At 70.3% G+C, this 23,127-nt stretch carries 23 protein-coding genes and 3 pseudogenes; 14 read left to right on the top strand and 12 right to left on the bottom strand.

Annotated elements, in window-relative coordinates:
- Nucleotide 1: 1 nt before the first annotated feature.
- The 7 genes from EAO76_RS25245 to EAO76_RS25215 form a co-directional block, all read right to left on the bottom strand.
- Entirely contained in the window at nt 2-232 is a 231-nt protein-coding gene (locus tag EAO76_RS25245; RefSeq protein ID WP_148838219.1) for a hypothetical protein, read from the bottom strand.
- A gap of 99 nt (nt 233-331) precedes the next feature.
- A complete protein-coding gene (locus EAO76_RS25240) occupies nt 332-940 on the bottom strand; it encodes a winged helix-turn-helix domain-containing protein (RefSeq protein ID WP_148838217.1) in 609 nt (202 codons plus the stop codon).
- 94 nt (nt 941-1,034) lie between these two features.
- Nucleotides 1,035-2,015 carry a glycine betaine ABC transporter substrate-binding protein gene (locus EAO76_RS25235; RefSeq protein ID WP_148838215.1) on the bottom strand — a complete coding sequence of 327 codons (981 nt, stop codon included), beginning with the start codon at nt 2,013-2,015 and terminating at the stop codon, nt 1,035-1,037.
- A complete protein-coding gene (locus EAO76_RS25230) occupies nt 2,015-2,983 on the bottom strand; it encodes an ABC transporter permease (protein ID WP_148838214.1) in 969 nt (322 codons plus the stop codon). Before EAO76_RS25230 ends, EAO76_RS25235 begins: the two co-directional genes overlap by 1 nt.
- The gene (locus EAO76_RS25225; RefSeq protein ID WP_187438800.1) at nt 2,980-4,179 is read right to left on the bottom strand and encodes a betaine/proline/choline family ABC transporter ATP-binding protein; all 1,200 of its coding nucleotides are present in this window, start codon (nt 4,177-4,179) and stop codon (nt 2,980-2,982) included. Before EAO76_RS25225 ends, EAO76_RS25230 begins: the two co-directional genes overlap by 4 nt.
- Nucleotides 4,180-4,300: 121 nt before the next feature.
- A complete protein-coding gene (locus EAO76_RS25220; RefSeq protein ID WP_148838210.1) occupies nt 4,301-4,948 on the bottom strand; it encodes an ABC transporter permease in 648 nt (215 codons plus the stop codon).
- Nucleotides 4,949-4,963: 15 nt separating this feature from the next.
- Nucleotides 4,964-5,437 carry an Lrp/AsnC family transcriptional regulator gene (locus EAO76_RS25215; RefSeq protein ID WP_148838208.1) on the bottom strand — a complete coding sequence of 158 codons (474 nt, stop codon included), beginning with the start codon at nt 5,435-5,437 and terminating at the stop codon, nt 4,964-4,966.
- A 135-nt stretch (nt 5,438-5,572) separates the two neighbouring features.
- Here EAO76_RS25215 and hppD point away from each other — a divergent pair, with 135 nt between their 5' ends.
- Entirely contained in the window at nt 5,573-6,718 is a 1,146-nt protein-coding gene (gene hppD / locus EAO76_RS25210) for a 4-hydroxyphenylpyruvate dioxygenase (RefSeq protein ID WP_148838206.1), read from the top strand.
- Between the two features lie 107 nt (nt 6,719-6,825).
- Here hppD and EAO76_RS25205 read toward each other — a convergent pair.
- A pseudogene (locus EAO76_RS25205) lies at nt 6,826-6,978 on the bottom strand (FAD-binding oxidoreductase); the annotation flags it as partial.
- A 74-nt stretch (nt 6,979-7,052) separates the two neighbouring features.
- Here EAO76_RS25205 and EAO76_RS25200 point away from each other — a divergent pair.
- Nucleotides 7,053-8,420, top strand: coding sequence for an FAD-binding oxidoreductase (locus tag EAO76_RS25200; RefSeq protein ID WP_148838204.1), 1,368 nt, complete (start codon nt 7,053-7,055; stop codon nt 8,418-8,420).
- A 112-nt stretch (nt 8,421-8,532) separates the two neighbouring features.
- Here EAO76_RS25200 and EAO76_RS25195 read toward each other — a convergent pair whose 3' ends face one another.
- Nucleotides 8,533-9,009 (bottom strand): SsgA family sporulation/cell division regulator, encoded by a 477-nt coding sequence (locus EAO76_RS25195; RefSeq protein WP_148838202.1) that lies wholly within the window; start codon nt 9,007-9,009, stop codon nt 8,533-8,535.
- Between the two features lie 211 nt (nt 9,010-9,220).
- Here EAO76_RS25195 and EAO76_RS47355 point away from each other — a divergent pair, with 211 nt between their 5' ends.
- From EAO76_RS47355 to EAO76_RS25185, 3 genes and pseudogenes are all read left to right on the top strand, one after another.
- Nucleotides 9,221-10,036: a DUF2510 domain-containing protein gene (locus EAO76_RS47355; protein ID WP_316248372.1), complete on the top strand. Its 816-nt coding sequence runs from the start codon at nt 9,221-9,223 to the stop codon at nt 10,034-10,036.
- 169 nt (nt 10,037-10,205) lie between these two features.
- Nucleotides 10,206-10,982 (top strand): annotated as a pseudogene (locus EAO76_RS47350) (RDD family protein); the annotation flags it as partial.
- Between the two features lie 132 nt (nt 10,983-11,114).
- Nucleotides 11,115-11,756: an RDD family protein gene (locus tag EAO76_RS25185; protein WP_148838200.1), complete on the top strand. Its 642-nt coding sequence runs from the start codon at nt 11,115-11,117 to the stop codon at nt 11,754-11,756.
- Between the two features lie 196 nt (nt 11,757-11,952).
- On the opposite strand, the gene EAO76_RS25180 is transcribed toward EAO76_RS25185, so the two are convergent.
- Complete coding sequence (locus EAO76_RS25180) at nt 11,953-12,318, bottom strand: hypothetical protein (protein ID WP_148838198.1); 366 nt, start codon at nt 12,316-12,318, stop codon at nt 11,953-11,955.
- Nucleotides 12,319-12,686: 368 nt separating this feature from the next.
- Here EAO76_RS25180 and EAO76_RS25175 point away from each other — a divergent pair, with 368 nt between their 5' ends.
- Nucleotides 12,687-15,086, top strand: a complete 2,400-nt coding sequence (locus tag EAO76_RS25175; protein WP_148838196.1) for an immune inhibitor A domain-containing protein — start codon at nt 12,687-12,689, stop codon at nt 15,084-15,086.
- A 124-nt stretch (nt 15,087-15,210) separates the two neighbouring features.
- Nucleotides 15,211-15,531: pseudogene (locus EAO76_RS46620) on the top strand (hypothetical protein); the annotation flags it as partial.
- Nucleotides 15,532-15,760: 229 nt separating this feature from the next.
- Here EAO76_RS46620 and EAO76_RS25165 read toward each other — a convergent pair.
- Nucleotides 15,761-16,345 (bottom strand): isochorismatase family protein, encoded by a 585-nt coding sequence (locus EAO76_RS25165; RefSeq protein WP_148838195.1) that lies wholly within the window; start codon nt 16,343-16,345, stop codon nt 15,761-15,763.
- Between the two features lie 229 nt (nt 16,346-16,574).
- Complete coding sequence (locus tag EAO76_RS25160) at nt 16,575-17,903, bottom strand: nicotinate phosphoribosyltransferase (protein WP_148838193.1); 1,329 nt, start codon at nt 17,901-17,903, stop codon at nt 16,575-16,577.
- A gap of 78 nt (nt 17,904-17,981) precedes the next feature.
- Here EAO76_RS25160 and clpS point away from each other — a divergent pair, with 78 nt between their 5' ends.
- The 7 genes from clpS (at nt 17,982) to EAO76_RS25125 (ending at nt 22,859) form a co-directional block, all read left to right on the top strand.
- Entirely contained in the window at nt 17,982-18,296 is a 315-nt protein-coding gene (clpS, locus tag EAO76_RS25155) for an ATP-dependent Clp protease adapter ClpS (protein ID WP_093900291.1), read from the top strand.
- Between the two features lie 124 nt (nt 18,297-18,420).
- Nucleotides 18,421-19,008: a DUF2017 domain-containing protein gene (locus tag EAO76_RS25150; protein ID WP_148838191.1), complete on the top strand. Its 588-nt coding sequence runs from the start codon at nt 18,421-18,423 to the stop codon at nt 19,006-19,008.
- Nucleotides 19,009-19,157: 149 nt separating this feature from the next.
- Complete coding sequence (locus EAO76_RS25145; protein ID WP_148838189.1) at nt 19,158-20,660, top strand: amino acid permease; 1,503 nt, start codon at nt 19,158-19,160, stop codon at nt 20,658-20,660.
- Between the two features lie 165 nt (nt 20,661-20,825).
- Entirely contained in the window at nt 20,826-21,257 is a 432-nt protein-coding gene (locus EAO76_RS25140) for a Mov34/MPN/PAD-1 family protein (protein ID WP_148838187.1), read from the top strand.
- A 145-nt stretch (nt 21,258-21,402) separates the two neighbouring features.
- Nucleotides 21,403-21,528: a putative leader peptide gene (locus EAO76_RS46615; protein WP_262375755.1), complete on the top strand. Its 126-nt coding sequence runs from the start codon at nt 21,403-21,405 to the stop codon at nt 21,526-21,528.
- Nucleotides 21,529-21,630: 102 nt separating this feature from the next.
- Nucleotides 21,631-21,909, top strand: a complete 279-nt coding sequence (locus EAO76_RS25130; RefSeq protein WP_148838185.1) for a MoaD/ThiS family protein — start codon at nt 21,631-21,633, stop codon at nt 21,907-21,909.
- Nucleotides 21,909-22,859: a PLP-dependent cysteine synthase family protein gene (locus EAO76_RS25125; RefSeq protein WP_148838184.1), complete on the top strand. Its 951-nt coding sequence runs from the start codon at nt 21,909-21,911 to the stop codon at nt 22,857-22,859. The genes EAO76_RS25130 and EAO76_RS25125 overlap by 1 nt, the downstream gene beginning before the upstream one ends.
- The last annotated feature ends 268 nt before the right edge of the window (nt 22,860-23,127 follow it).

The following is a 23,127-nucleotide window of genomic DNA, read 5'->3' as shown; positions in this document are numbered from 1 at the left end:
GCTAGACCGTTCGGGGCGAGTGGCAGGCGAGCGATTCCCGGCCGGGCAGTACGCGGAGGCCCAACTCGACCAGGGCCCAGCCCAGTTGCGTGCGAAGGGTCCGGGGCGACGAGTGGACGGTGCGCAGGGATCCGGCGGGCCCGGCCTCGCGGGCGGTGCGGAACTCGACGGCCTGCTCCTGCAGTTCGGTGGAGCGGGCACGGAACAGCGACAGGTGCGTTTCCGGGTTCATGACGGATTCCTCTCGGTCTTCGGTGTGGTGTCGCTCGGTGGGCCGCGGCCGGGGCCGGCGGCCGGTGTCACTCGGTGCGGCGGGGGCCGGCGGTCGGTGTCACTCGGTGGGGCGCGGGAAGAAGTGCACGTGGCTGCGGACGACGGCCGATCCCTCGGTGTCCTCCGGGACCCGGCCCCGGTAGCTCTCGATGAGCTCGTGGATCTTCAGGATCAGTTCCGTGGAGAGGTCGGGGGTGAGGCGCACCTTGAAGTCGCTGATGTCCCAGCCGTGCTGCCACTCCTCGGGCCACTCGCGCATGGTGCCGATCCAGGTGTTCAGCTCCTGGGCGTGGTTGCCGGCGATCTCGTGGAGCACGACGCCGACGGCGCCGCGCACCTCGGGGTCCGGGTGGCTCAGGAACCGGTCGGTGTTGAAGGCGGTGCCCCGGTGGACGGCCCGCCACCAGCGTTCACGGCCCTTGCCGCGCTCCGGGGCGTCCTCGACGAAGCCGTACGACGCCAGCTGCCGCAGGTGGTAGCTGGTGGCGCCGCTGGACTCGCCGAGCCGGTCCGCGAGGCCGGAGGCGGTGGCGGGGCCGAACTCCCGCAGTGCGTTCAGCAGTCGGAGGCGCAGGGGGTGGGCCAGCCCGCGCAGGGTGCGGGCGTCGACCATGTGGACGTTCTCGGCTTCGGCGGGAGCGGGGCCGCCGTCCTCTGTTTCGGGCATGGCACAACCGTAGAGTTGCAAAGCCGTCTTTGCAACTACTTCTTTGCAAGATTTTCTTTGTATCTCGCCGAGGGGTGCGGGAAGGCCCCGCGGCTCACCCCTCCTCGATGAACCCCTCCTGGATCAGCCAGTCCTTCGCCACCTCGTGCGGGTCCTGTCCGTCCACGTCGACCTTGGCGTTGAGCACCTGGGCGACCTCGGTCGTCAGCTTCCGGCTGACCGGGTCGAGCAGCGCCGCGATCTGCGGGTACTTCTCGAAGGTCCTGGTGTGGATGACCGGCGCCGCGTTGTAGTTGGGGAAGAAGTGCTTGTCGTCCACGAGGACTTCGAGGTCCATGGCCCTGATCCGGCCGTCCGTGGTGAACACCTCGCCCAGCAGGCAGGAGTCGGACTTCGAAACCTGGGTGTAGATGATCCCGGCGTCCATCTTCTTGATGTTGGCGGCCGGGACCGACATCCCGTACGCCTTCTCCATCCCGGGCAGTCCGTCGTCGCGGGAGGCGAACTCGTTCTCCACGCAGATCGTCACCGCCGCCGGGTTCCGCTTCGCCAGGGCGGCCACGTCGGAGAGCGTCCGCAGGTGGTACCCGGCGTTGTTCTTCCGGCTGATGGCGAGTGCGTAGGTGTTGTTGAGGGTGGACTGCGGGAGCCAGGTCACCCCGTTGTTCCGGTCCTCGTCCCGGACCGCCTCCCACTGCTTCAACGGGTCGGGGATCGGCTTCGCGTGGCCCAGGTACGTGATCCAGCCGGTGCCCGTGTACTCGTACATCGCGTCCGCGTCGCCCTTGACGATCGCCTCGCGGGCGCTGATCGAGCCGGGCAGGTTCGTCCGGTCCAGCACCTCCGCGCCGGCGGCCTTGAAGACCAGGCCGATCATCTGGCCCAGGATGATGTTCTCGCTGAAGTTCTTCGACGTGACGGTCAGCGAGGCGCCGTCCAGGGGCCGCCCCCGGCCGACCGAGCCCGGCACCACGTCGTCCACCATCGGCGAACCGCTCTTCAGCCCGCACCCGGCGAGCGCCAGCGCCCCCACCAGCGCTCCCACCAGTCCGGCGCGTACCCGCCGCGCGCGCATCACCCCACCTCCAGTCCGCGCGGCGTCAGTGCCAGCTCGGCCAGCGAGGCCAACCAGTCCACCAGCAGCGCCAGTACCACCGTCAGTACGGAACCGAGCACCAGCACCGGCATCCGCTGGGTCTGGATGCCCGAGGTGATCAGGTCCCCGAGGCCGCCGCCGCCGACGAACGTGGCCAGGGTCGCCGTACCGACGTTGAGCACCAGTGCCGTCCGCACCCCGGCCAGGATCAGCGGGACGGCGAGCGGCAGTTCGACCTTGGTGAGCGTCCCCATCGCCGACATGCCGATGCCGCGCGAAGCCTCGACCAGGTTCGGCTCGATCGCCTTGAGACCGGCGACCGTGTTGGAGAACACCGGCAGCACCGCGTAGATCACCATGCCGATGATCGCCGTCGAGGGGCCGATGCCCAGCCAGATCACCAGCAGCGCCAGCAGACCGATCGCCGGGGTCGCCTGCCCGACGTTGGCGACCGCCGTGACCACCGGGGCGCCCCGGCTGAGCCTGCGCCGGGTCAGCGCGATGCCCAGCGGAATGGCGATGATCAGCACCCAGAACGTCGAGATCGCGGTCAGCCGCACATGCTGCCACCAGCGCAGTTGCACATTGCCGCCGGTGAGCGAGTTCCGCGCGATCGAATCCAGGTGGACGTTGGTGATCCACAGATAGGTGATGACCAGCACGACCACCAGCACGAGGGGCATCGTCACCAGCTTGCGCCAGGTGATCCGGCGCGGCGGCCCGGCCGGCGGCGGGGCGGGCTCCTCCTCCTCGTCTCGGAAGGCATGGCCCTTGACGTCGTGCTCACCGGGCGGGCGGTCCTCGTCGGAGGAGGGCTCGGAAGGCACCCGGGCCCCGGAACGCACCCGGCGCGCGGGCTCCCGGTCCCGGCGACCGGACTCCCGGTTCCCGTAGGACTCCCGGTCCCGGCGGGGCTCCCGGCCGTCCTCGGGCGAGCGGGGGGTCATCCGTCCACACCGCCCTCCAGCTCCGCCTCGGTCTGGTGGCTGCGCATCTCCTCCAGGTCGTGCTGGTGCTCGATCGCGGCGAGCCGGTCGGCCTCCAGCAGCTCGTGGACGGAGTTCATCAGCGTGTGCATGTCCACGACCCCGATGAACTCGCCGCGCCGCCCGGTGACCGCGACCCGGCCGCCGCTGTCGGTCAGCACCGCCTCCAGCGCGTCGTGCAGCGTCGCGTCCCGGGTCACCGTGTCGTGGACCAACTGCCCGGCCCGCGCCAGCGAACCGCGGGCCCGCATCAGGTCGCCGCGCCGCAGCCACTTGTACGGGCGGTTCCTGCGGTCCAGCATCAGCAGCTCGTTGTGCGGGCCGCTGCGCAGCTTGTTGAAGATCGACTGGAGCGGGTCGTCGACCGTCACCGTCGGGAACTGGGCCATCTCCACGTCCCGCACACGGGTCAGGTTGAGCCGCTTCAGCGCCGCGCCGGCACCCACGAACCCCGAGACGAAATCGTCGGTCGGGTTGGTGAGGATCGCCTCGGGGGTGTCGAACTGCGCGATGTGCGAACGCTCCCGCAGCACCGCGATCCGGTCGCCCAGCTTGATCGCCTCGTCGAAGTCGTGGGTGACGAAGACGATCGTCTTGTGCAGTTCGTGCTGGAGCCGGATCAGCTCGTCCTGGAGGTGGTCGCGGGTGATCGGGTCGACCGCGCCGAACGGCTCGTCCATCAGCAGCACCGGCGGATCGGCGGCCAGCGCCCGGGCCACGCCCACCCGCTGCTGCTGCCCGCCGGAGAGCTGGCGCGGATAGCGGCCGTGGAACTCGCGCGGATCGAGTCCGACCAGGTCGAGCATCTCCTCGACCCGGTCCTTCACCCGCGACTTGGACCAGCCGACCATCCGCGGCACCAGGGCGATGTTCTCGGCGACCGTCATGTGCGGGAAGAGCCCGGACGACTGGATCGCGTAACCGATCTTGCGGCGCAGCTTCACCGGGTCGATGTCGGTGACGTCCTCGTCGCCGATCCTGATCCGCCCCGACGACGGCTCGATCAGCCGGTTGATCATCTTCAGGGTGGTGGACTTCCCGCAGCCGGACGGCCCCACGAAGATCACCGTCTCACCGGCCCTGATGTCCATCGAGACGTTGTCCACCGCGGGACCGGGGTTGCCCGGGTACCGCTTGGTCAGGTCCTCCAGCTGGATGGTGGCCCCGGAAGCGGTCTTCGCCGTCGCGCCGTCGGCGGCCGCACCTCCGTCGTCCGCGGTGCTCCCGGAAGCGGTCGTGCTTCTGCCGGCGGCCCCGGACGCGGATGCCCCGTGGGACTCAGACACGGATCCCCCTCGGGATGGTGAGCCGCCCCAGCAGTACGTACGCGGCGTCGAAGAGCAGGGCGAGGACGACGATGCCGAGCGTGCCCGCGAGGACCTGGTTGAGCGCGTTGGCGCTGCCCAGCGAGGCGATGCCGCGGAAGATCTCGTTGCCCAGACCGGGGCCCGAGGCGTACGCGGCGATGGCGGCGATGCCCATCAGCATCTGGGTGGAGACCCGGATGCCGGTGAGGATCGGCGGCCAGGCGAGCGGCAGTTCGATCCGGCACAGCTGGGCCGGGCGCGACATCCCGATGCCCTTCGCCGCGTCGACCAGCGCGGGATCGACCCCGCGCAGCCCCACGATGGAGTTGCGGACGATGGGCAGCAGCCCGTACAGCGTCAGGGTGATCACCGTGGGCGCGACCCCGAGGCCGACCAGCGGGATCAGCAGACCGATCGCGGCGAGGGAGGGGATGGTGAGGATCGTCGCCGTGGACGTGATGGCCAGCGACCCGGCCCATCCGCTGCGATAGGTGACGACCCCGATCAGGACGCCCAGCACGGTGGCGATGACCATGCACTGGAACACGGCGCTGACGTGCTGGTACGCGTCGGTGAGCAGCTGTTGGTGCCGGTTGCCCAGATACTCCCAGAAGCTCACGCGCCACCCCTCGGCTCAGTCGTCGTCCTCCGCGGCCTGCTCGACGAGCGGGATGACCCGCAGCGGGACCGGGTTCTCCATGACGATCGCCGTGGAGGCCCGGACGATGCCATCAAAACCGACAACCCGGTCGATCACCCGTTGGAGATCGGCGTTGGAACGCGCGACGAGACGGCACAGCATGTCGCCGTGCCCGGTGGTGGTGTGCAGCTCCAGCACCTCCGGCACACCGGCCAAGTGGGCCCGTACATCGGCTCCTTGACCCTGCTTGATCTCCAGCGTCGCGAACGCCGTGACGGGGTATCCGAGCGCAGCCGGATCGACGGTCGGGCCGAAACCGCGGATGACGCCATTCGACTGAAGCCGGTCGAGGCGGGCCTGCACGGTGCCCCGTGCCACACCGAGTCTGCGCGACGCCTCCAGCACCCCGATGCGGGGTTCGCGGGCCAGCAGCACGATGAGTCTGCCGTCCAGTCGATCGATCGCCATGAGTCATCTCCCGGAAGGTCGAAACGATGGTCATCATGTACAGATAGCCCGGTCATCATCCCCAACCGCTGTACAGATTGACCAGTGGATCCGCGAACTGTTGCGCACCTTGCGGAGCGGCGAGAGCCTTCGAACATGACTGAGACTCTGCACACCACCCCCGACACTGCCCGGCAGGCCGACCCCTTCCCGGTCAAGGGAATGGACGCGGTCGTCTTCGCCGTCGGCAACGCCAAGCAGGCCGCGCACTACTACTCGACGGCCTTCGGAATGAAGCTGGTCGCCTACTCCGGACCGGAGAACGGCAGCCGTGAGACGGCGAGTTACGTACTGACCAACGGCTCGGCCCGTTTCGTCTTCACCTCCGTCATCAAGGCGGCCACCGACCGGGGCCGTTTCCTCGCCGACCACGTCGCCGAGCACGGCGACGGCGTCGTCGACCTGGCCATCGAGGTCCCGGACGCCCGGGCGGCCTACGCGTACGCGGTCGAGCACGGCGCCCGCGGCATCGAGGAGCCCCACGAGGTGAAGGACGAGCACGGCACCGTCGTGCTCGCCGCCATCGCCACGTACGGCAAGACCCGCCACACCCTGGTGGAGCGCTCCGGTTACGAGGGCCCGTACCTGCCCGGGTTCGTCGCCGCCGACCCGATGGTCGAGCCGCCCGCCAAGCGCTTCTTCCAGGCCATCGACCACTGCGTCGGCAACGTGGAACTCGGCCGGATGAACGAGTGGGTCGAGTTCTACAACAAGGTCATGGGCTTCACCAACATGAAGGAGTTCGTGGGCGACGACATCGCCACCGAGTACTCCGCCCTCATGTCGAAGGTCGTCGCCGACGGCACCCTCAAGGTGAAGTTCCCGATCAACGAGCCGGCGATCGCCAAGAAGAAGTCCCAGATCGACGAGTACCTGGAGTTCTACGGCGGTGCGGGCGTCCAGCACATCGCGCTCGCCACGAACGACATCGTCGCCTCGGTGCGGGCGATGCGCGCGGCGGGCGTCCAGTTCCTGGACACCCCCGACTCGTACTACGACACCCTCGGCGAGTGGGCGGGCGAGACCCGCGTGCCGGTGGAGATCCTGCGCGAGCTGAAGATCCTCGTCGACCGCGACGAGGACGGCTACCTGCTGCAGATCTTCACCAAGCCGGTCCAGGACCGCCCGACCGTCTTCTTCGAGATGATCGAGCGCCACGGCTCGATGGGCTTCGGCAAGGGCAACTTCAAGGCCCTGTTCGAGGCGATCGAGCGCGAGCAGGAGAAGCGCGGAAACCTCTGACCGTCGGTCCGCCGGGCGGGCGAACACCCGCCCGGCGCCCGGGGGAGACACCCCCTCGTGAAGAACGTGACAGTTCACCCTCCAGGTGTCACGTCCGCAGACGCCCCCCTGCGGGCAGTCGCGGTGCGCATGACGTGCTGGACCTGTTCCACGGTGCGCGGGAGCACGACGACGGCGGGCGTGCCGGCGTCGCAGAAGCTCGCCATGTCGTGGGCGTACGAGGCCGTGACGTCCGGGTCGGTGATCAGTGCGTCAGTAATAAGAACACACTGCGCCTTGCTGGGGCTGCCGCAGACGGGTTCACACCAATGGGCCCGGATGCCACGCTTGGATCATGAACGGTCTTCTCGAACGACTGAGCTCGGGCCTGCCCGCCGACGCACTGATCACCGACCCGGACGTCACGGCCTCGTACGCCCACGACATGGCGAGCTTCTGCGACGCCGGCACGCCCGCCGTCGTCGTGCTCCCGCGCACCGTGGAACAGGTCCAGCACGTCATGCGCACCGCGACTGCCCTGCGCGTCCCGGTGGTTCCGCAGGGAGCGCGTACCGGCCTGTCGGGCGCGGCCAACGCCTCCGACGGCTGCATCGTGCTGTCCCTGGTGAAGATGGACCGGATCCTGGAGATCAACCCCGTCGACCGGATCGCCGTCGTCGAACCCGGGGTGATCAACGCGGTGCTGTCCCGGGCGGTCGACGAGCACGGCCTCTACTACCCGCCGGATCCCTCCAGCTGGGAGATGTGCACCATCGGCGGCAACATCGGCACCGCGTCCGGCGGTCTGTGCTGCGTGAAGTACGGGGTCACCGCCGAGTACGTACTGGGGCTCGACGTCGTCCTCGCGGACGGCCGCCTGCTCACCACCGGTCGTCGCACCGCCAAGGGCGTCGCCGGATACGACCTCACCCGGCTCTTCGTCGGCTCCGAGGGCAGCCTCGGCATCGTCGTCCGGGCCGTGCTCGCGCTGAAGCCCCGGCCGCCGCGGCAGCTGGTGCTGGCCGCCGAGTTCCCGAGTGCGGCGACCGCCTGCGACGCGGTCTGCCGGATCATGGAGCGTGGTCACACTCCGTCACTCCTCGAACTGATGGACCGCACCACGGTCCGGGCCGTCAACCGGCTGACCGGCATGGGTCTTCCCGACACCACCGAGGCGCTCCTGCTCGCCGCCTTCGACACCCCGGACCCGTCGGCCGACCTGGCCGCCGTCGCCGAACTGTGCACCGCCGCGGGCGCCACCGAGGTGGTTCCGGCGGAGGACACGGCCGAGTCCGAGATGCTGCTCCAGGCCCGGCGGACGGCGCTCACCGCGCTGGAGACCGTCAGTTCGGCCACGATGATCGACGACGTCTGCGTACCGCGCTCGAAGCTCGCCGCGATGGTGGAGGGCACCGCGGCCATCGCCGAGAAGCACGGCCTCACCATCGGCGTCTGCGCGCACGCGGGCGACGGCAACACCCATCCCGTCGTCTGCTTCGACCACACCGACGCCGACGAGTCCCGGCGGGCCCGCGAGTCCTTCGACGAGATCATGGCGCTCGGCCTGGAACTCGGCGGCACGATCACCGGCGAACACGGCGTCGGCGTCCTGAAGAAGGAGTGGCTCGCACGCGAACTCGGCGAGGTGGGCGTCGAAGTGCACCGGGGCATCAAGCAGGCGTTCGACCCGCTGGGACTGCTCAACCCCGGCAAGGTGTTCTGAGGGACGCGCGGCACGGGGCGGTGCGGCGCCGTTCCGGGAGCGCGGGCGGCAGGACACCTCCGCCCGCGCTCCCGTCCGTACTGCCCTCTTCCGTGCTCCCCTCCGGACTCCCTCACGCGTCGCCGTCCTGCGACTCGTCCGACGGCCACGGGTCGCGCAGCCACAGGTCGTCGGCCGGCAGCGGGGCGAGCAGTTCGGCGAGGCCCTCGTCGATGCCGAGCCGCTCGGCCTCCGTGCCGGGCGGGACCACCCGCAGCGTCCGCTCCACCCACGCGGCCACCTGGGCGGAGGGCACCTCCAGGAGCGCGTTCCCGTCCGGCGAGGTCAGAGCGACGAAGATCACGTTGCGCTGGTCGACCTTGGTCGGCCAGATCCGCACGTCCCCGTGACCGCACGGCCGGAACACGCCCTCGACCAGCAGATCGCGGGCGAACGTCCAGTGGACGGGGAAGTCCGAGCCGATGTGAAAGGCGATGTGCACGGCGTACGGGTCCTCCGTGCGATACGTCAGCCGGGCGGGGACGGGGATGCTGCGCTCGGGCGACAGGACCAGCTTGAGTTCCAGTTCGCGTTCCACGACGGTGTGCATGAGTGCGTCCTTCCGGTGCCTGTGGACCGGTCCCATGACCGGCCCGCACAAGGAGAGAGCGCACTCCCCGCCACCTATTACGCGACTTCGGGAAAAAATTTTTGGCGGCATCGGAAAGTGGTCCAAAGCCCTGGAGCCGCCCGGGGGCGCACGGGCTTCTGGTAGATGTGGACCCGTCGCATTCATGCCTCGAAGAGATACGGGAACGGTGATGAGCGCCCCAACCCCGGTACCCGGTGACGAGAGCCCCTGCGAGGGCTACTACCCCGACCCGTCCATTCCCGGATACGTCCGGTACTGGAACGGCGCCTCGTGGGTGCCCGGCACGAGTCGGCCCGCCCCGGAACAGGGCGGGTCGGCGGCCGCGGCGCTCCCCGAAGCCGTGTCCGGCCCGCAGTCCCTGCCCCAGTCGCAGCAGCCGCGGGCGCAGTCGTCGGATCCGGCACCGGCGGAGGAGACCGGTCCGATCTTCCTGGACGGGGAGCCCTCCCCGGGCAACCGCCCCGAACCGGCGAGTGCCTGGCAGGCCGACGCCTCCCGGCAGACCGGCTTCGGCGGGGAGCACGACCGACGGGTCTCCTGGGGCGGCGGCACCGGCCGGTCCGGCGAACAGGGCGGCGCCCCCGACCCGTCGGGCACCATGGGCCGCCCGGACGAGCCGGGGCGGCAGGACGGCCGTGGGACGGCGGGGGCGCCGGAGCCCGGGGACGTCGCCGCCGAACCCGGCCGCGATCCGCGTACGCCCGCGGGCCGGGCCACGGCCGACCGGATGCCCGAGGTCCGGACCCCCGCCGACGGCGCGCCCGTGGACCCGCGGCGTCCCGCCGCGGCGGGCGGCGACGGGGCTCCCGAGAACACGGTCGCGATCCGGGTCGGCCGCCAGGGCCGCCCCGGCAACAGCGGCACCGGCAGTGGCGGCGAGGCCGGAGCCCCGCCCTCCGACGGGACGATGACGATCCGTTCCCTCGGCGGGGGCGAACCCGCTCCCGCCCGCCGGGCGGAACCGGGAATGGACGGGTCGGGGTAGTAGCCCTCGCAGGGGCTCTCGTCACCGGGTACCGGGGTTGGGGCGCTCATCACCGTTCCCGTATCTCTTCGAGGCATGAATGCGACGGGTCCACATCTACCAGAAGCCCGTGCGCCCCCGGGCGGCTCCAGGGCTTTGGACCACTTTCCGATGCCGCCAAAAATTTTTTCCCGAAGTCCCGGCTCCGGCCCCCGCCGAGTCCGGCGGTCCCGTTCCGCAGGGCGGCGCGGCCCCGTGGGCGCAGCAGGACGTCGGCTCCCGGTTCCCGGGACAGCAGTACGGGGCACAGCCCCAGCAGCCTGGCCTCCAGCAGCCGGGCCCGCAGCCGGGACTTCCACAGCCGGGGCTTCCGCAGCCCGGGCCGCAGTTCGGCGGTGCGCAGTCCGACCGGCCGGACCAGCCCGTCGTGCCCTGGAAGCCGCCGGTCGACGACCCGTTCCAGCAACTCGCCCGGGCCCAGGCCGCGGCGAGGCCGGCCGGGCTCGGCAAGCGGTTCGCCGCCCGGCTCATCGACGCCGTGGTGCTGATGGCGCTGGTCGGCGCGGTCGGCTTCCCGCTCGTCTCGCGGGCCCTGGAGCACATCGACGGGAAGATCGAGGCGGCGAAGCTGTCCGGCGAGACGGTCACCGTCTGGCTGATCGACTCCACCACGGCCGGCCTGTTCGGCGGGGTGCTGGGCGCGTTCCTCGTGCTGGGCGTCCTGCTGGAGGCGCTGCCGACGGCGAAGTGGGGCCGCACGCTCGGCAAGAAGCTCTGCGGGCTCGAAGTACGGGACATCGAGTCCCACGAGCCCCCGTCCTTCGGCGCCGCGCTGCGCCGCTGGCTGGTCTACGGCGTGCTGGGACTCCTCGTGATCGGAGTGGTCGAAGTGCTGTGGTGCCTGATCGACAAGCCGTGGCGCCAGTGCTGGCACGACAAGGCGGCACACACCTTCGTCGCGGGCTGACGGGGCCTCGTGGGGGCGCCCGGACCGCTCCCACGGCCGACGGCCCATCGGGTGAGGACCGCCGGGGCGCCCCGTTCGCCCGAACGCACCTGAGCCGTTGCGGGGGCCCCGGGGCCGGGGTGCACTGCCCCCATGAGCAACGATCAGCCGACGTCCGGTCAGCCGCCCGAGGACGACCCGTTCCGCAAGAAGCCGCAGGAACCGTCGCCGCCGTCGGGCTCGCCGTACGACAGTGCTCCGCCCCCGCCGCCGTACGATCCCGGCCCCTACGGCGGTGGCGGCCCGTACGGGGGCGCGGACCCGCTGGCGGGCATGCCGCCGCTCGGCGAGCCCGGTAAGCGGATCCTGGCCCGGCTGGTCGACTTCCTGATCATCTCGATCCCGCTGTACCTGATCTCGTTGCCGTGGGGCGGAGTCGTCGAGGTGACGGACGACGACGGCAACGTCTTCAACCAGACGTACAGCGGGCACCAGCTGGTGTGGTCGCTGATCGGCCTCGTCGCCTACGTCGCGTACGACACGTACTTCACGCACAAGGACGGCCGGACCCTCGGCAAGCGGCTCATGAAACTGCGGGTCGCGATGCTCGACGACGGCCGGGTGCCGGACACCGGGACGTCGTTCCTGCGGGCCGTGGTGCTGTGGCTGCCGGCACTGCTGTGCTGCCCGTGCCTGTGGTGGCTGATCAACATCGTGCTCATGTTCACGGACAAGCCGTACCGGCAGGGCCTCCAGGACAAGGCGGCGAAGACGGTGGTCGTCCAGACCGACTGACCGACCGACCAACCACGAACCGGACCGACCGGGCTGCGAAACGGTCGGCCCGTTCCGTTCGGCGGGCCGGGCCGGGCCGCCGGAAGAGGGGGCGGGCCCGGCCCGGGGACGGACCGGTGAGCGGACACCGGTGTCCGTCCTCGTCGCGCTGCCCCGGCGCGGTGAGCGGGGGAAGGACCCGCTCCCGCACGGGATCTCAGCGCCGCAGCGAATGCCGGGCCGGCTGCCCGTCGGCAGGGGTCCCGGAGCGCTGCCCGGCCTCGCGGGCCGGGGGAATCGGGGATCCGGTCGCCTCGCGGGTGAGGCCCTCGGCCTTCATGGCCGCGGTGACCGCGTCGTGGTTCGCACCGGTCGCGGCACCGGTCCGGACCGGCTTCGTTGTTTTCGCGCGTGACGGGTGGGGTACGGTCACGGCCACCAGCAGACCGAGCGCGAGTGCCGCGGTGCCGATGACGGCGATGCCGACGCCCGACTCCGTCCGCGAGAGCAGCAGCATGGCGAGGGTCGAGAAGACGACGGTGACCGAACCGTAGGAGAACTGTGCGGCAGTGGGATGCGGCATGGCGGTATCCGTCCTCGGGGCATCGGATGGGCAGTCTCTCAACGCGGTCGCACTGTCAATCGACTCTACGACGCTGGATGCCCGAGCAGGACCAGCAGTAAGCGTGACCTAACCCACGGTACTGGTGCACGGGGGGCGCACGGAGTCATTCCGTACCCCAACCATGGCCCGCGGCGCGCCGGTTGCCCGTCCGGTGAACGTCCGGATAACGGAAACGATCTCCTGCATAGTGCACTTGGCTTGTTCAAGTCAAGATCTGTCTTTTTTCGAGTAACTCCGGTCGAATGTCGTCACTTGTGACGCGTACCTGCGCGCGGCCCCACCTCACTTTCGGCCGCAGCGGCGGGTGCCGGGGAGGACTGCATCAAGTGACCACAAACAGAGGGGCGCTTCGCGCTGCCGCGATTGTCGTGGCCATGGCCGCCACGGCCGCCACGGCGTCGACCTTCGCCACGGCTCAGGCTGACGACAAGGCGTCGGGTGCGAAGAGCACCACCGTCGACCGCCGGGACCCGGGGTCGGCCAAGGGCAACGAGCACGACCTGAAGGGCCCGTTCAGCGAGCAGCAGGAAGCTCAGCGTCAGGCCGCCCTGGAGCAGGTCATCGCGGGCGACAAGAAGATCTCGAAGCGCGGCGGCTCCCAGGTCGTCAAGCTCGACGACAAGAAGTACGTCGAGCTCGGCCGGGAGAAGACCGACAAGATCTTCACGATCCTGGTGGAGTTCGGCGACAAGGTCGACGACACGACCATGTTCGACCCGGACGGCGACGGCCCCGAGCCCGCCGTCCCGAAGTACGGCGGCACGCCCGGCCCGCTGCACAACAAGATAGCCAAGCCGGACCCCAAGAAGGACAACAGCACGGCCTGGCAGGCCGACTACAACCAGGAGCACTTCCAGGACCTCTACTTCGGTGAGGGCGCCGGGAAGGACTCGCTGAAGACGTACTACGAGAAGACGTCCTCCGGGCGCTACTCGGTCGAGGGCCAGGTCTCCGACTGGGTCAAGGTCCCGTACAACGAGGCCCGTTACGGCTCCAACTACTGCGGCTCGACCAACTGCGCCAATGCCTGGGACATGATCCGGGACGGCGTGAACGCCTGGGCCGCCGACCAGAAGGCCAAGGGCCGTACGCAGGAGCAGATCAAGGCCGATCTCGCCCAGTACGACCAGTGGGACCGTTACGACTTCGACAACGACGGCAACTTCAACGAGCCCGACGGCTACATCGACCACTTCCAGATCGTCCACGCCGGTGAGGACGAGTCCGCGGGTGGCGGCGCCGAGGGCAAGAACGCCATCTGGGCCCACCGCTGGTACGCCTACGGCACCAACGCCGGTGCGACCGGCCCGGCCGACAACAAGGCGGGCGGCACCGAGATCGGTGACACCGGCATCTGGGTCGGTGACTACACCGCGCAGCCCGAGAACGGCGGCCTGGGCGTCTTCGCCCACGAGTACGGCCACGACCTGGGCCTGCCCGACCTGTACGACACCACCAACACCGCCGAGAACTCGGTCGGTTTCTGGTCCCTGATGTCGGCCGGCTCCTGGCTCGGCAAGGGCAAGGGCGAGATCGGCGACCTGCCCGGCGACATGACCGCCTGGGACAAGCTCCAGCTGGGCTGGCTCGACTTCGCCGAGGCCAAGGCCGCGACGAAGTCCGTCCACAAGCTGGGCGTGTCCGAGTACAACACCAAGAACAAGCAGGCGCTCGTCGTCACGCTGCCCGAGAAGCCCGTCACCACCGCCGTCACCAAGCCGGCGGAGGGCTCCAAGCAGTGGTGGAGCGACATGGGCGACAACCTGAGCAACACCCTGTCCCGCTCGGTCGACCTGACCGGCAAGTCCAAGGCGTCCCTGGACCTCTCGGGCTGGTGGGACATCGAGAAGGACTACGACTACCTCTACACCGAGGTGTCGGAGAACGGCGGCACCAGCTGGACCGCGATCGACGGCACGGCCGACGGCAAGGCGATCCCGCGCGACGCCAGTGACAAGCCGGCCCTGACCGACGTCTCCGGCAAGTACCAGAAGCTCTCGTACTCGCTGGACGCCTACGCGGGCAAGAAGATCGACATCCGCTTCCGCTACGCCACCGACGGCGGCGCGGGCGGCATCGGCTTCGCCGCCGACACCATCTCGGTCAACGCCGACGGTGCCGCGCTCTTCACCGACAACGCCGAGGGCGACGACAACGGCTGGACCGCCAAGGGCTTCTCCCGCGTCGGCGAGTCGTTCACCAAGGACTACCCGCAGTACTACATCGCGGAGAACCGCCAGTACGTCAGCTACGACAAGACCCTCGAGGTCGGCCCGTACAACTTCGGCTTCTCCAAGACCCGTCCGGACTGGGTCGAGCACTACCCGTACCAGAACGGTCTGCTCGTCTGGCTCTGGGACAAGTCCCAGAAGGACAACAACGTCTCGCAGCACCCGGGCCAGGGTCTGATCCTGCCGGTCGACTCCCACGCCAAGCCGCTCAAGTGGGCCGACGGCACGGTCATCCGCAACAAGATCCAGCCCTTCGACGCCCCGTTCAGCTGGTACCGCACGGACGGCTTCACGCTGCACAACGCGGACGTTCCGGTCCGGATCAAGTCGCAGAGCGGCGTCCCGGTCTTCGACGACCGCAAGGGCACCTACTGGTACAAGGAGAACCCGACCGGAAGCGTTCAGGTTCCTGACACCAACACCCGGATCTCGATCATCAGCGAGCCCCGCAACGGCTCGACGATCACCGTCAAGGTCGGTCCTTCGGGTAAGTAGTTTTACATAACCGCAGGTCAAAGCATGATCGGCCGTCGCCCTCTAGCGGGCGGCGGCCGATCGTGTTTAGGTGCGTCTTGTTCAGATCCTTATTGACACGACGTCTCACGGGGGAGCGCGGAGCATGGCAGGCGGAGGGTTCAGCAAGTTGCCGAACGGCAGGGTCGTGGTGGCGATCACACTGCCCAGCCCGACGGACGGGACGGGGCCGGGCACCCCGGTCCGGGTCCTGGTGCACGCGGCCAACCGGGCCCGCGCCCTGACCCGGCTGCGCAATCTGGGCCTGCGCGCCGTCTACCTCCGGGGCAACGCCGAACCGCCCACCCCCGACGAGATCACCGCCGTGCTGCACCACCCCGACGGGCTGCTGTGGCGCGCGAGGCCGGAGCGGGAACAGGAGCTCTGGCACCCGATACGCACCCTGCTGCGCCCGGCGCCGTGCATGGTCCGCCCGGCCCCGTGCCGGGCCCGGCCACATGCCGGGTCCGCCCCGGCCTCAGGCCGGGCGCCGGGCCGGTATCGCCGGGCGCAGCAGGGTGCGTATCGGGTGCCAGAGCTCCTGTTCCCGCTCCGGCCTCGCGCGCCACAGCAGCCCGTCGGGGTGGTGCAGCACGGCGGTGATCTCGTCGGGGGTGGGCCGGGCCGGAGCCCCTCACGGGGCCGGGACGGCCCCGTCAGACCACCGGCTTGCCGGACAGCTTCACGCCCGCCCTGCGGAGCTCCTCCAGGGCCCGTTCCGTGGTCGTCTCGGCGACCCCCGCGGTCAGGTCGAGCAGCACGTGCGTCGTGAAGCCCGCCCGGACCGCGTCCAGGGCCGTCGCCCGTACGCAGTGGTCGGTCGCGATGCCGACCACGTCCACCTCGGTGACCTGGTGCTCCCGCAGCCAGTCGGCCAGCCCCACGCCGTTCTCGTCCAGGCCCTCGAAACCGCTGTACGCGGCGGCGTAGGCCCCCTTGTCGAAGACCGCGTCGATCGACCCCGAGGCGACCGCGGGGGTGAAGTTCGGGTGGAAGCCGACCCCTTCCGTGCCGGCCACGCAGTGGGCGGGCCAGGAGTGCTCGAAGTCCGGCTGCGCGGAGAAGTGGTCGCCCGGGTCGATGTGGTGGTCGCGGGTGGCCACCACGTGGCGGTACCCGGGCTGGGAGTCGCCGATCAGGTCGGTGATGGCGGCGGCGACGTCGGCGCCTCCCGCCACTGCGAGGCTGCCGCCCTCGCAGAAGTCGTTCTGAACGTCGACGACGATCAAGGCGCGGTGCATGACGGGTGTCCTTAGGTGGGGGACGGTCGGCGGTCGTGGGGCGTCGTTCCGGGCCGGGGACTGCGGCCCCGGATTCCCGGGGTCCCGGGCCGGGGGATTCGCGGCCCCGGGGCTTCGAGCCTAGATACTCGGGGCCCGCCCGGGCGAGGGGTCGGCACCGGGCCTCTCGCGGCGTCACGGGGGAGGGGCGGCGGCCGGACGGGCCCGGCCGCCGCCCCGGGCGGCCCCGTCAGACGTACTCCGTGGGGATGACCGGCTCCCCGCGGGACAGCTGCAGCGCCGACAGCGGAAGCCCCGCCCGCGCCGCGACGTGCCGGTCGCGCGCCGTGTCCAGCGGCTCGCGGGCGACCACCTCGCCGCCCTTGACCAGCTCGACCAGCAGCTGCCGGTCGGCCAGCTCCACCGGTACGGGCCCGGTGCCGATCACCTCGGCCTCGGCCACCCCGTGCTCGTCCGGGCGGCGCGCGGCCCACTTGCGACCGCCCACCGACGACTTCGCGCCGAGCGACTTCTTGGCCACCGGGCGCAGCGGCTCCGCCGGATCGGCGGACCCGGCGCGGGCGACCAGCTTGTAGACCATCGAGCAGGTGGGGTGCCCGCTGCCGGTCACCAGCTGCGTGCCCACCCCGTACGCGTCGACCGGCGCGGCGGCCAGCGAGGCGATGGCGTACTCGTCCAGGTCCGAGGTCACCACGATCTTCGTCCCGGTGGCGCCCAGCTCGTCCAGTTGCTGGCGCACCCGGTGCGCGACCAGCAGCAGGTCGCCGGAGTCGATCCGCACCGCGCCCAGTTCGGTACCGGCGATCTCGACCGCCGTACGGACCGCCTCGGCGACGTCGTACGTGTCGACCAGCAGCGTCGTGCCCCGGCCCAGCGAGTCGACCTGGGCCCGGAACGCGTCGCGCTCGGTGTCGTGGAGCAGGGTGAAGGCGTGTGCGCTCGTCCCGACGGTCGGGATGTTGTAGCGGAAGCCCGCCGCCAGGTCGGACGTGGTGTTGAAGCCGCCGATGTACGCGGCGCGCGCCGACGCGACCGCCGACAGTTCATGGGTGCGGCGTGCACCCATCTCGATCAGGCCGCGCCCGCCCGCCGCCGTGGACATCCGGGACGCCGCGGCGGCGATCGCCGAGTCGTGGTTGAGGATCGACAGGATCACCGTCTCCAGCAGCACGCACTCGGCGAAGGAGCCCTCCACCCGCAGGATCGGCGAGCCGGGGAAGTACACCTCGCCCTCCGGGTAGCCCCAGATGTCACCGCTGAAGCGGTAGTCGGCCAGCCAGGCGAGGGTGGGCCCGTCGACGACCTCCTGCTCGCGCAGGAAGGTGAGCATCTCGTCGTCGAAGTGGAAGTTCTCCACCGCGTCCAGCACCCGTCCGATGCCCGCGACGACGCCGTAGCGCCGCCCCTCGGGCAGCCGGCGCGTGAACGCCTCGAAGACCGAGCGCCGATCGGCCGTGCCGGCTTTCAGCGCGGCCTGCACCATCGTGAGCTCGTACTGGTCGGTGAAGAGCGCGGTCGACGGCACACCGACCCGACGCCCAAGGTCCGCAGAGTTCATGTTCCGGATGCTACCCCTATTTCGTCAAAGTGACGAGATCTCGGGTCGTTTGTGCGATGACCCCTCCCGGGTGGCAGCATGGGGTGGGTGAGTGTCGCCCCTACAGAGATCGAGCGCCCCGAATCGGCCGAGGAGAGCCTCGTCGTCCCCGAGCCTGACGTGCCCTGGGTGACGCTGGTGCACAACGACCCGGTCAACCTCATGAGCTATGTGACCTATGTCTTCCAGGCGTACTTCGGTTACTCCAAGGACAAGGCGCACAAGCTGATGCTGGACGTCCACCACAAGGGGCGGGCCGTCGTCTCCAGCGGCAGCCGCGAGGAGATGGAACGCGACGTCCAGGCCATGCACGGCTACGGGCTGTGGGCCACCCTCACGCAGGACCGCAACTAGGGCCGGTCCGGCGGGGCCCGCCGGGGCGCCGAGGCACGCGCGCCGCCGGCCCCGCACCGCAGGGTTCGCACCGCACAGCCCGACAGACCGACCGACCCATCATCCCCATCATCGGAGAGAACCCATGGCCGGCCACTTCGAGGCCACCCCAGGCGGCGGCGCGGCCGTCGCGCTCGACGAGGTGGAGATCGCGATCCTGCGCTCCCTCGCCGTCCAGCTGCTGGAACTGATCGGCCCCGGCGACGAGCCCGCCGAGGGCGAGGACCCGCTCGCCGCGCTCTTCGCGGAAGGGCCCAGCGAACCGCCCGCCGACCCCGCCCTGGCCCGCCTCTTCCCCGAGGCGTACGGCGACGAGGACGGCGAACTGCGCGCCGCCTCCGCCGAGTTCCGCCGCTTCACCGAGAACGACCTGCGCGCCCGCAAGCGCGACGACGCCCTCGTCGTCGTACGCACCCTGGACGCGCTCACGACCGCCGGGAACGGCGGCGCCGTGCTCGAACTCACCGCCGACGAGTGCCGCAACTGGCTCGGCACCCTCAACGACCTCCGGCTCACCATCGGCACCCGCCTGGAGGTCTCCGAGGAGGACGAGGGCGAGGCCGGCTCGCTCTACCGGCTGCCCGACAGCGACCCGCGCAAGCCGATGGTCATGGCCTACCTCTGGCTCGGCGGGCTCCAGGAGACCCTCGTGGAAACGCTGATGCCGGAGTGACGCCGGATGCCCCGCGCGCCGTCGGAACGGGACGGCGAACACCTCACCCGAATGGTCCTTGTCGCTGAGACGGGATGCCTTCATCCGCTTTTCCTTGTGCTGACCGCCACGTAATTCCCGGTGGGCGGGCACGGCGAAAGGCGCAGCACATGACATCGGCGCAGATCGACGAGGGGAAAGGCGGCCGGCCGGCCGCACGGGACGAGTCCACCGGGCCGGTGGGCGAGGGATACCAGCGGGCCCTCGGCGCCCGCCAGATCCAGATGATCGCCATCGGCGGAGCCATCGGCACCGGGCTCTTCCTCGGCGCGGGAAAGGCGATCGCCAAGGCCGGGCCCAGCCTGATCCTGGCCTACGCCGTCGCGGGCCTGGTCATCTTCCTCATCATGCGGGCACTGGGCGAACTCCTCATGTACCGGCCGGTCTCGGGCTCCTTCTCCGAGTACGCCCGCGAATTCGTCGGCCCCTTCGCGGGATTCGCCACCGGCTGGACCTACTGGCTCTTCTGGGTCGTCACCGGAATCACCGAAGTCACCGCGGCCGCCCAGTACATGACGTTCTGGTTCGACATCCCCCCGTGGACGTCGGCGCTGTTCTTCACGATCGTCCTGTACGGGGTGAACCTGATCTCCGTGAAACTCTTCGGAGAGCTCGAATTCTGGTTCTCCATGGTCAAGGTGACCGCCATCGTCGGCATGATCCTCATCTGCGCCGGAATCCTCACCCTCGGCTTCTCCGACGCCGGTCGAACCGCCTCCGTCACCCACCTCTGGGCCGACGGCGGCTTCTTCCCGCACGGCATCAAGGGCACCCTGATGACCCTGCAGATCGTGATGTTCGCCTTCCTCGCCGTCGAACTCGTCGGCGTCACCGCGGGCGAGTCCAAGGACCCGAGGACCGTGCTGCCCAAGGCCATCAACACCGTGCCGTGGCGCATCGCCGTCTTCTACGTCGGCGCCCTCGTCATGATCCTCTCCGTGGTCCCGTGGTCCGTGTTCCGGCCGGACGTCTCGCCGTTCGTCGCCGCCTTCGAGAAGATGGGCCTCGGCGTCGGCGCCGGCATCGTCAACTTCGTCGTGCTGACCGCGGCCCTCTCCTCCTGCAACTCCGGCATGTACTCCACCGGCCGCATGCTCCGCGACCTCTCGCTCAACGGCCAGGGCCCGGAGCTCTTCACCCGGCTCACCCGGAGCGGCACCCCGCTCGTCGGCACGACCTTCTCCGCCGCCCTGATGCTCGTCGGCGTCTGGATCAACTACCAGTGGCCCGGGGACGCCTTCACCTACGTCGTCTCCTTCGCCACCATCTCCGGCATGTGGGCCTGGATCATGATCCTCGTCTGCCAGATCCGCTACCGGCGCCTCGCCGACCGCGGACTGCTCCCGCGCTCGGACTTCCGGGCCCCCGGCGCCCCGTTCACCAGCTTCTTCGCGCTGGCCTTCATCGCGGTGGTCGTGGTGATGATGGGCATCGACCCGAGCACCAGGATCTCGCTGTACTGCGCCCCGCTCTGGGCCGCCCTCCTCGGCGTCTCGTACCTGGTCCTCAGGGCCCGCAACCCGGAGGGCGGGGCGTTCGCGAAGGCCCGGCCCGAGGCCGGCGGCGCGGCGCCCGCGAGGGGCGGGAGGCGGAGGACCCCCACGGGGAACTGAGAGCGCCCGGCGGCGAGCCCTGCGACACCCGCTGCCGGACGCTCCGAGACCTCCGGCATCCCCTCCGCCCCCGCGGAAGCCGGACGCCCCAACGGTCGTGTCCGCCATTCGGGCCGTGGTGTATCAGATCTCGGTACGCCATGGCCCGCGGCCTATCCTGGCGCCATGCTGACCATCACCCAGGCGCTCCACGACCAGATCGTCGCGCACGCCCGCGCCGACCACCCCGACGAGGCGTGCGGCGTGGTCGCCGGGCCGGCCGGGACCGGCCGCGCCGAACGGTTCATCCCGATGCTCAACGCCGCCCGTTCGCCCACCTTCTACGAGTTCGACTCGGCCGACCTCCTCAAGCTCTACCGCGAGATGGACGACCGCGACGAGGAGCCGGTGATCATCTACCACTCCCACACGGCGACCGAGGCGTACCCCTCGCGCACCGACGTCACCTACGCCAACGAACCCGGCGCCCACTACGTCCTCGTCTCCACGGCGGACACCGACGACGCGGGCCCCTTCCAGTTCCGCTCGTACCGCATCGTCGACGGCGTGATCACCGAGGAGGACGTCGAGGTCGTCGAGGCGTACGAGGTCGCCTGACCGCCCCGCCCGGCCGCCGGGACGGGAGTCGCCCGGCGGCCCGGCGGACCCGGGACGACACAGATCGTCCACCTGCCGAACGCCACCCATCCGTCATGTGAGATCACACTCGGGATTGCGGACCGGGAATCGATACGATGAGCGCATGGTTCTCCATGACGTGAGCGACAAGACGCCGGGCATGCTGCTCGTCGCGCGGCTGCACGTCGACCTGTGCAGGCTCTCCAGCGCGATCTGTACGAGCCGCCCGCCCGCCGACCGCGAGGTCTGAGCCGGGCCGCGGCCCGAGCACCGCACGTACGCACCAACCCCCGCGCGGGGGCAGAGCCGCGCGCCCCACGCCACTTCCCCGCTTCCGACAGGAGCCCACGCCATGGCCATCGAGGTCCGCATCCCGACCATCCTCCGCACCTACACCGACGGCGCCAAGGCCGTCGAGGGCAACGGGGAGACCCTCGCCGACCTCTTCACGGACCTGGACAGCCGCCACAACGGCATCCGTGAGCGCATCGTCGACGGCGGCGAACTCCGCCGCTTCGTGAACGTCTACCTCAACGACGAGGACGTCCGCTTCCTCGACGGCATCTCCACCAAGCTGAGCGACGGCGACAGCGTCACGATCCTCCCGGCCGTCGCCGGCGGAATGCGCTGATGCGGTACGACTCCCCGCTGGCGGCCGTGGGGAACACTCCCCTCGTCCGCCTCCCGCGGCTCTCCCCCTCCGACGACGTCCGCATCTGGGCCAAGCTGGAGGACCGCAACCCCACCGGCTCGATCAAGGACCGCCCCGCGCTCCACATGGTCGAACAGGCGGAGAAGGACGGCCGGTTGACCCCCGGCTGCACCATCCTGGAGCCCACCAGCGGCAACACCGGCATCTCGCTCGCCATGGCGGCCAAGCTCAAGGGCTACCGCATCGTGTGCGTCATGCCGGAGAACACCTCCCAGGAACGGCGCGACCTGCTCGCCATGTGGGGCGCCGAGATCATCTCGTCCCCGGCGGCGGGCGGCTCCAACACGGCGGTACGCGTCGCCAAGGAGCTGGCCGCCGAGCACCCGGACTGGATCATGCTCTACCAGTACGGGAACCCGGACAACGCGGGCGCCCACTACGCCACCACCGGCCCCGAGATCCTCACCGACCTCCCCTCCGTCACCCACTTCGTGGCGGGCCTCGGCACCACGGGGACGCTCATGGGCGTCGGCCGCTACCTGCGCGAACACAAGCCGGACGTCAAGATCGTCGCCGCGGAGCCGCGCTACGACGACCTCGTCTACGGCCTGCGCAACCTCGACGAGGGCTTCGTGCCCGAGCTGTACGACGCCTCCGTCCTCACCACCCGCTTCTCCGTCGGCTCGGCGGACGCCGTCACCCGCACCCGCGAACTCCTCCAGCAGGAGGGAATCTTCGCGGGCGTCTCCACCGGCGCCGCACTCCACGCGGCGATCGGCGTGGGGAACAAGGCCGTCAAGGCGGGGGAGCAGGCCGACATCGTCTTCGTCGTCGCGGACGGCGGCTGGAAGTACCTGTCGACGGGCGTCTACACGGCCCCGACCACGGAAGCCGCCATCGAAACACTCCAGGGCCAGCTCTGGGCCTGAGCACCGACGGGCCACCGGCGGATCACCGGAACCGAGACCGTCACCAGAGCCGGGACCGTCACCGGGGAAGACCCGCACCACATCCGTCCGCCTGGCGGGCCGAACACCCCGGCCCGCCAGGCGGACGGATGTGGTGCGGGTCTTCCCCGGTGACGGTCCCGGCTCTGGTGACGGTCTCGGTTCCGGTGATCCGCCGGTGGCCCGTCGGTGCTCAGGCCCAGAGCTGGCCCTGGAGTGTTTCGATGGCGGCTTCCGTGGTCGGGGCCGT

Origin of the sequence: Streptomyces sp. sk2.1 (genome assembly GCF_008120935.1) — a bacterium.
Lineage (GTDB): Bacteria > Actinomycetota > Actinomycetes > Streptomycetales > Streptomycetaceae > Streptomyces.
The sequence above is the reverse complement of the archived record's forward strand: the minus strand, read 5'-3'. Positions and strand labels throughout refer to the sequence as shown.

Excerpts from the sequence above, each read along its gene's own strand:
- EAO76_RS25150 (WP_148838191.1), top strand. The coding sequence starts at position 18,421 with ATGGCCGGCCACTTCGAGGCCACCCCAGGCGGCGGCGCGGCCGTCGCG.
- EAO76_RS25240 (WP_148838217.1), bottom strand. The coding sequence starts at position 940 with ATGCCCGAAACAGAGGACGGCGGCCCCGCTCCCGCCGAAGCCGAGAAC.
- EAO76_RS25230 (WP_148838214.1), bottom strand. The coding sequence starts at position 2,983 with ATGACCCCCCGCTCGCCCGAGGACGGCCGGGAGCCCCGCCGGGACCGG.
- EAO76_RS25180 (WP_148838198.1), bottom strand. The coding sequence starts at position 12,318 with ATGCCGCATCCCACTGCCGCACAGTTCTCCTACGGTTCGGTCACCGTC.
- EAO76_RS25195 (WP_148838202.1), bottom strand. The coding sequence starts at position 9,009 with ATGCACACCGTCGTGGAACGCGAACTGGAACTCAAGCTGGTCCTGTCG.
- EAO76_RS25235 (WP_148838215.1), bottom strand. The coding sequence starts at position 2,015 with ATGCGCGCGCGGCGGGTACGCGCCGGACTGGTGGGAGCGCTGGTGGGG.
- EAO76_RS46615 (WP_262375755.1), top strand. The coding sequence starts at position 21,403 with ATGGTTCTCCATGACGTGAGCGACAAGACGCCGGGCATGCTGCTCGTC.
- EAO76_RS25140 (WP_148838187.1), top strand. The coding sequence starts at position 20,826 with ATGCTGACCATCACCCAGGCGCTCCACGACCAGATCGTCGCGCACGCC.
- EAO76_RS25145 (WP_148838189.1), top strand. The coding sequence starts at position 19,158 with ATGACATCGGCGCAGATCGACGAGGGGAAAGGCGGCCGGCCGGCCGCA.
- EAO76_RS25185 (WP_148838200.1), top strand. The coding sequence starts at position 11,115 with ATGAGCAACGATCAGCCGACGTCCGGTCAGCCGCCCGAGGACGACCCG.
- hppD (WP_148838206.1), top strand. The coding sequence starts at position 5,573 with ATGACTGAGACTCTGCACACCACCCCCGACACTGCCCGGCAGGCCGAC.
- EAO76_RS25165 (WP_148838195.1), bottom strand. The coding sequence starts at position 16,345 with ATGCACCGCGCCTTGATCGTCGTCGACGTTCAGAACGACTTCTGCGAG.
- EAO76_RS25200 (WP_148838204.1), top strand. The coding sequence starts at position 7,053 with ATGAACGGTCTTCTCGAACGACTGAGCTCGGGCCTGCCCGCCGACGCA.
- EAO76_RS25245 (WP_148838219.1), bottom strand. The coding sequence starts at position 232 with ATGAACCCGGAAACGCACCTGTCGCTGTTCCGTGCCCGCTCCACCGAA.
- clpS (WP_093900291.1), top strand. The coding sequence starts at position 17,982 with ATGGGGTGGGTGAGTGTCGCCCCTACAGAGATCGAGCGCCCCGAATCG.
- EAO76_RS25160 (WP_148838193.1), bottom strand. The coding sequence starts at position 17,903 with ATGAACTCTGCGGACCTTGGGCGTCGGGTCGGTGTGCCGTCGACCGCG.
- EAO76_RS47355 (WP_316248372.1), top strand. The coding sequence starts at position 9,221 with ATGAGCGCCCCAACCCCGGTACCCGGTGACGAGAGCCCCTGCGAGGGC.
- EAO76_RS25215 (WP_148838208.1), bottom strand. The coding sequence starts at position 5,437 with ATGGCGATCGATCGACTGGACGGCAGACTCATCGTGCTGCTGGCCCGC.
- EAO76_RS25125 (WP_148838184.1), top strand. The coding sequence starts at position 21,909 with ATGCGGTACGACTCCCCGCTGGCGGCCGTGGGGAACACTCCCCTCGTC.
- EAO76_RS25130 (WP_148838185.1), top strand. The coding sequence starts at position 21,631 with ATGGCCATCGAGGTCCGCATCCCGACCATCCTCCGCACCTACACCGAC.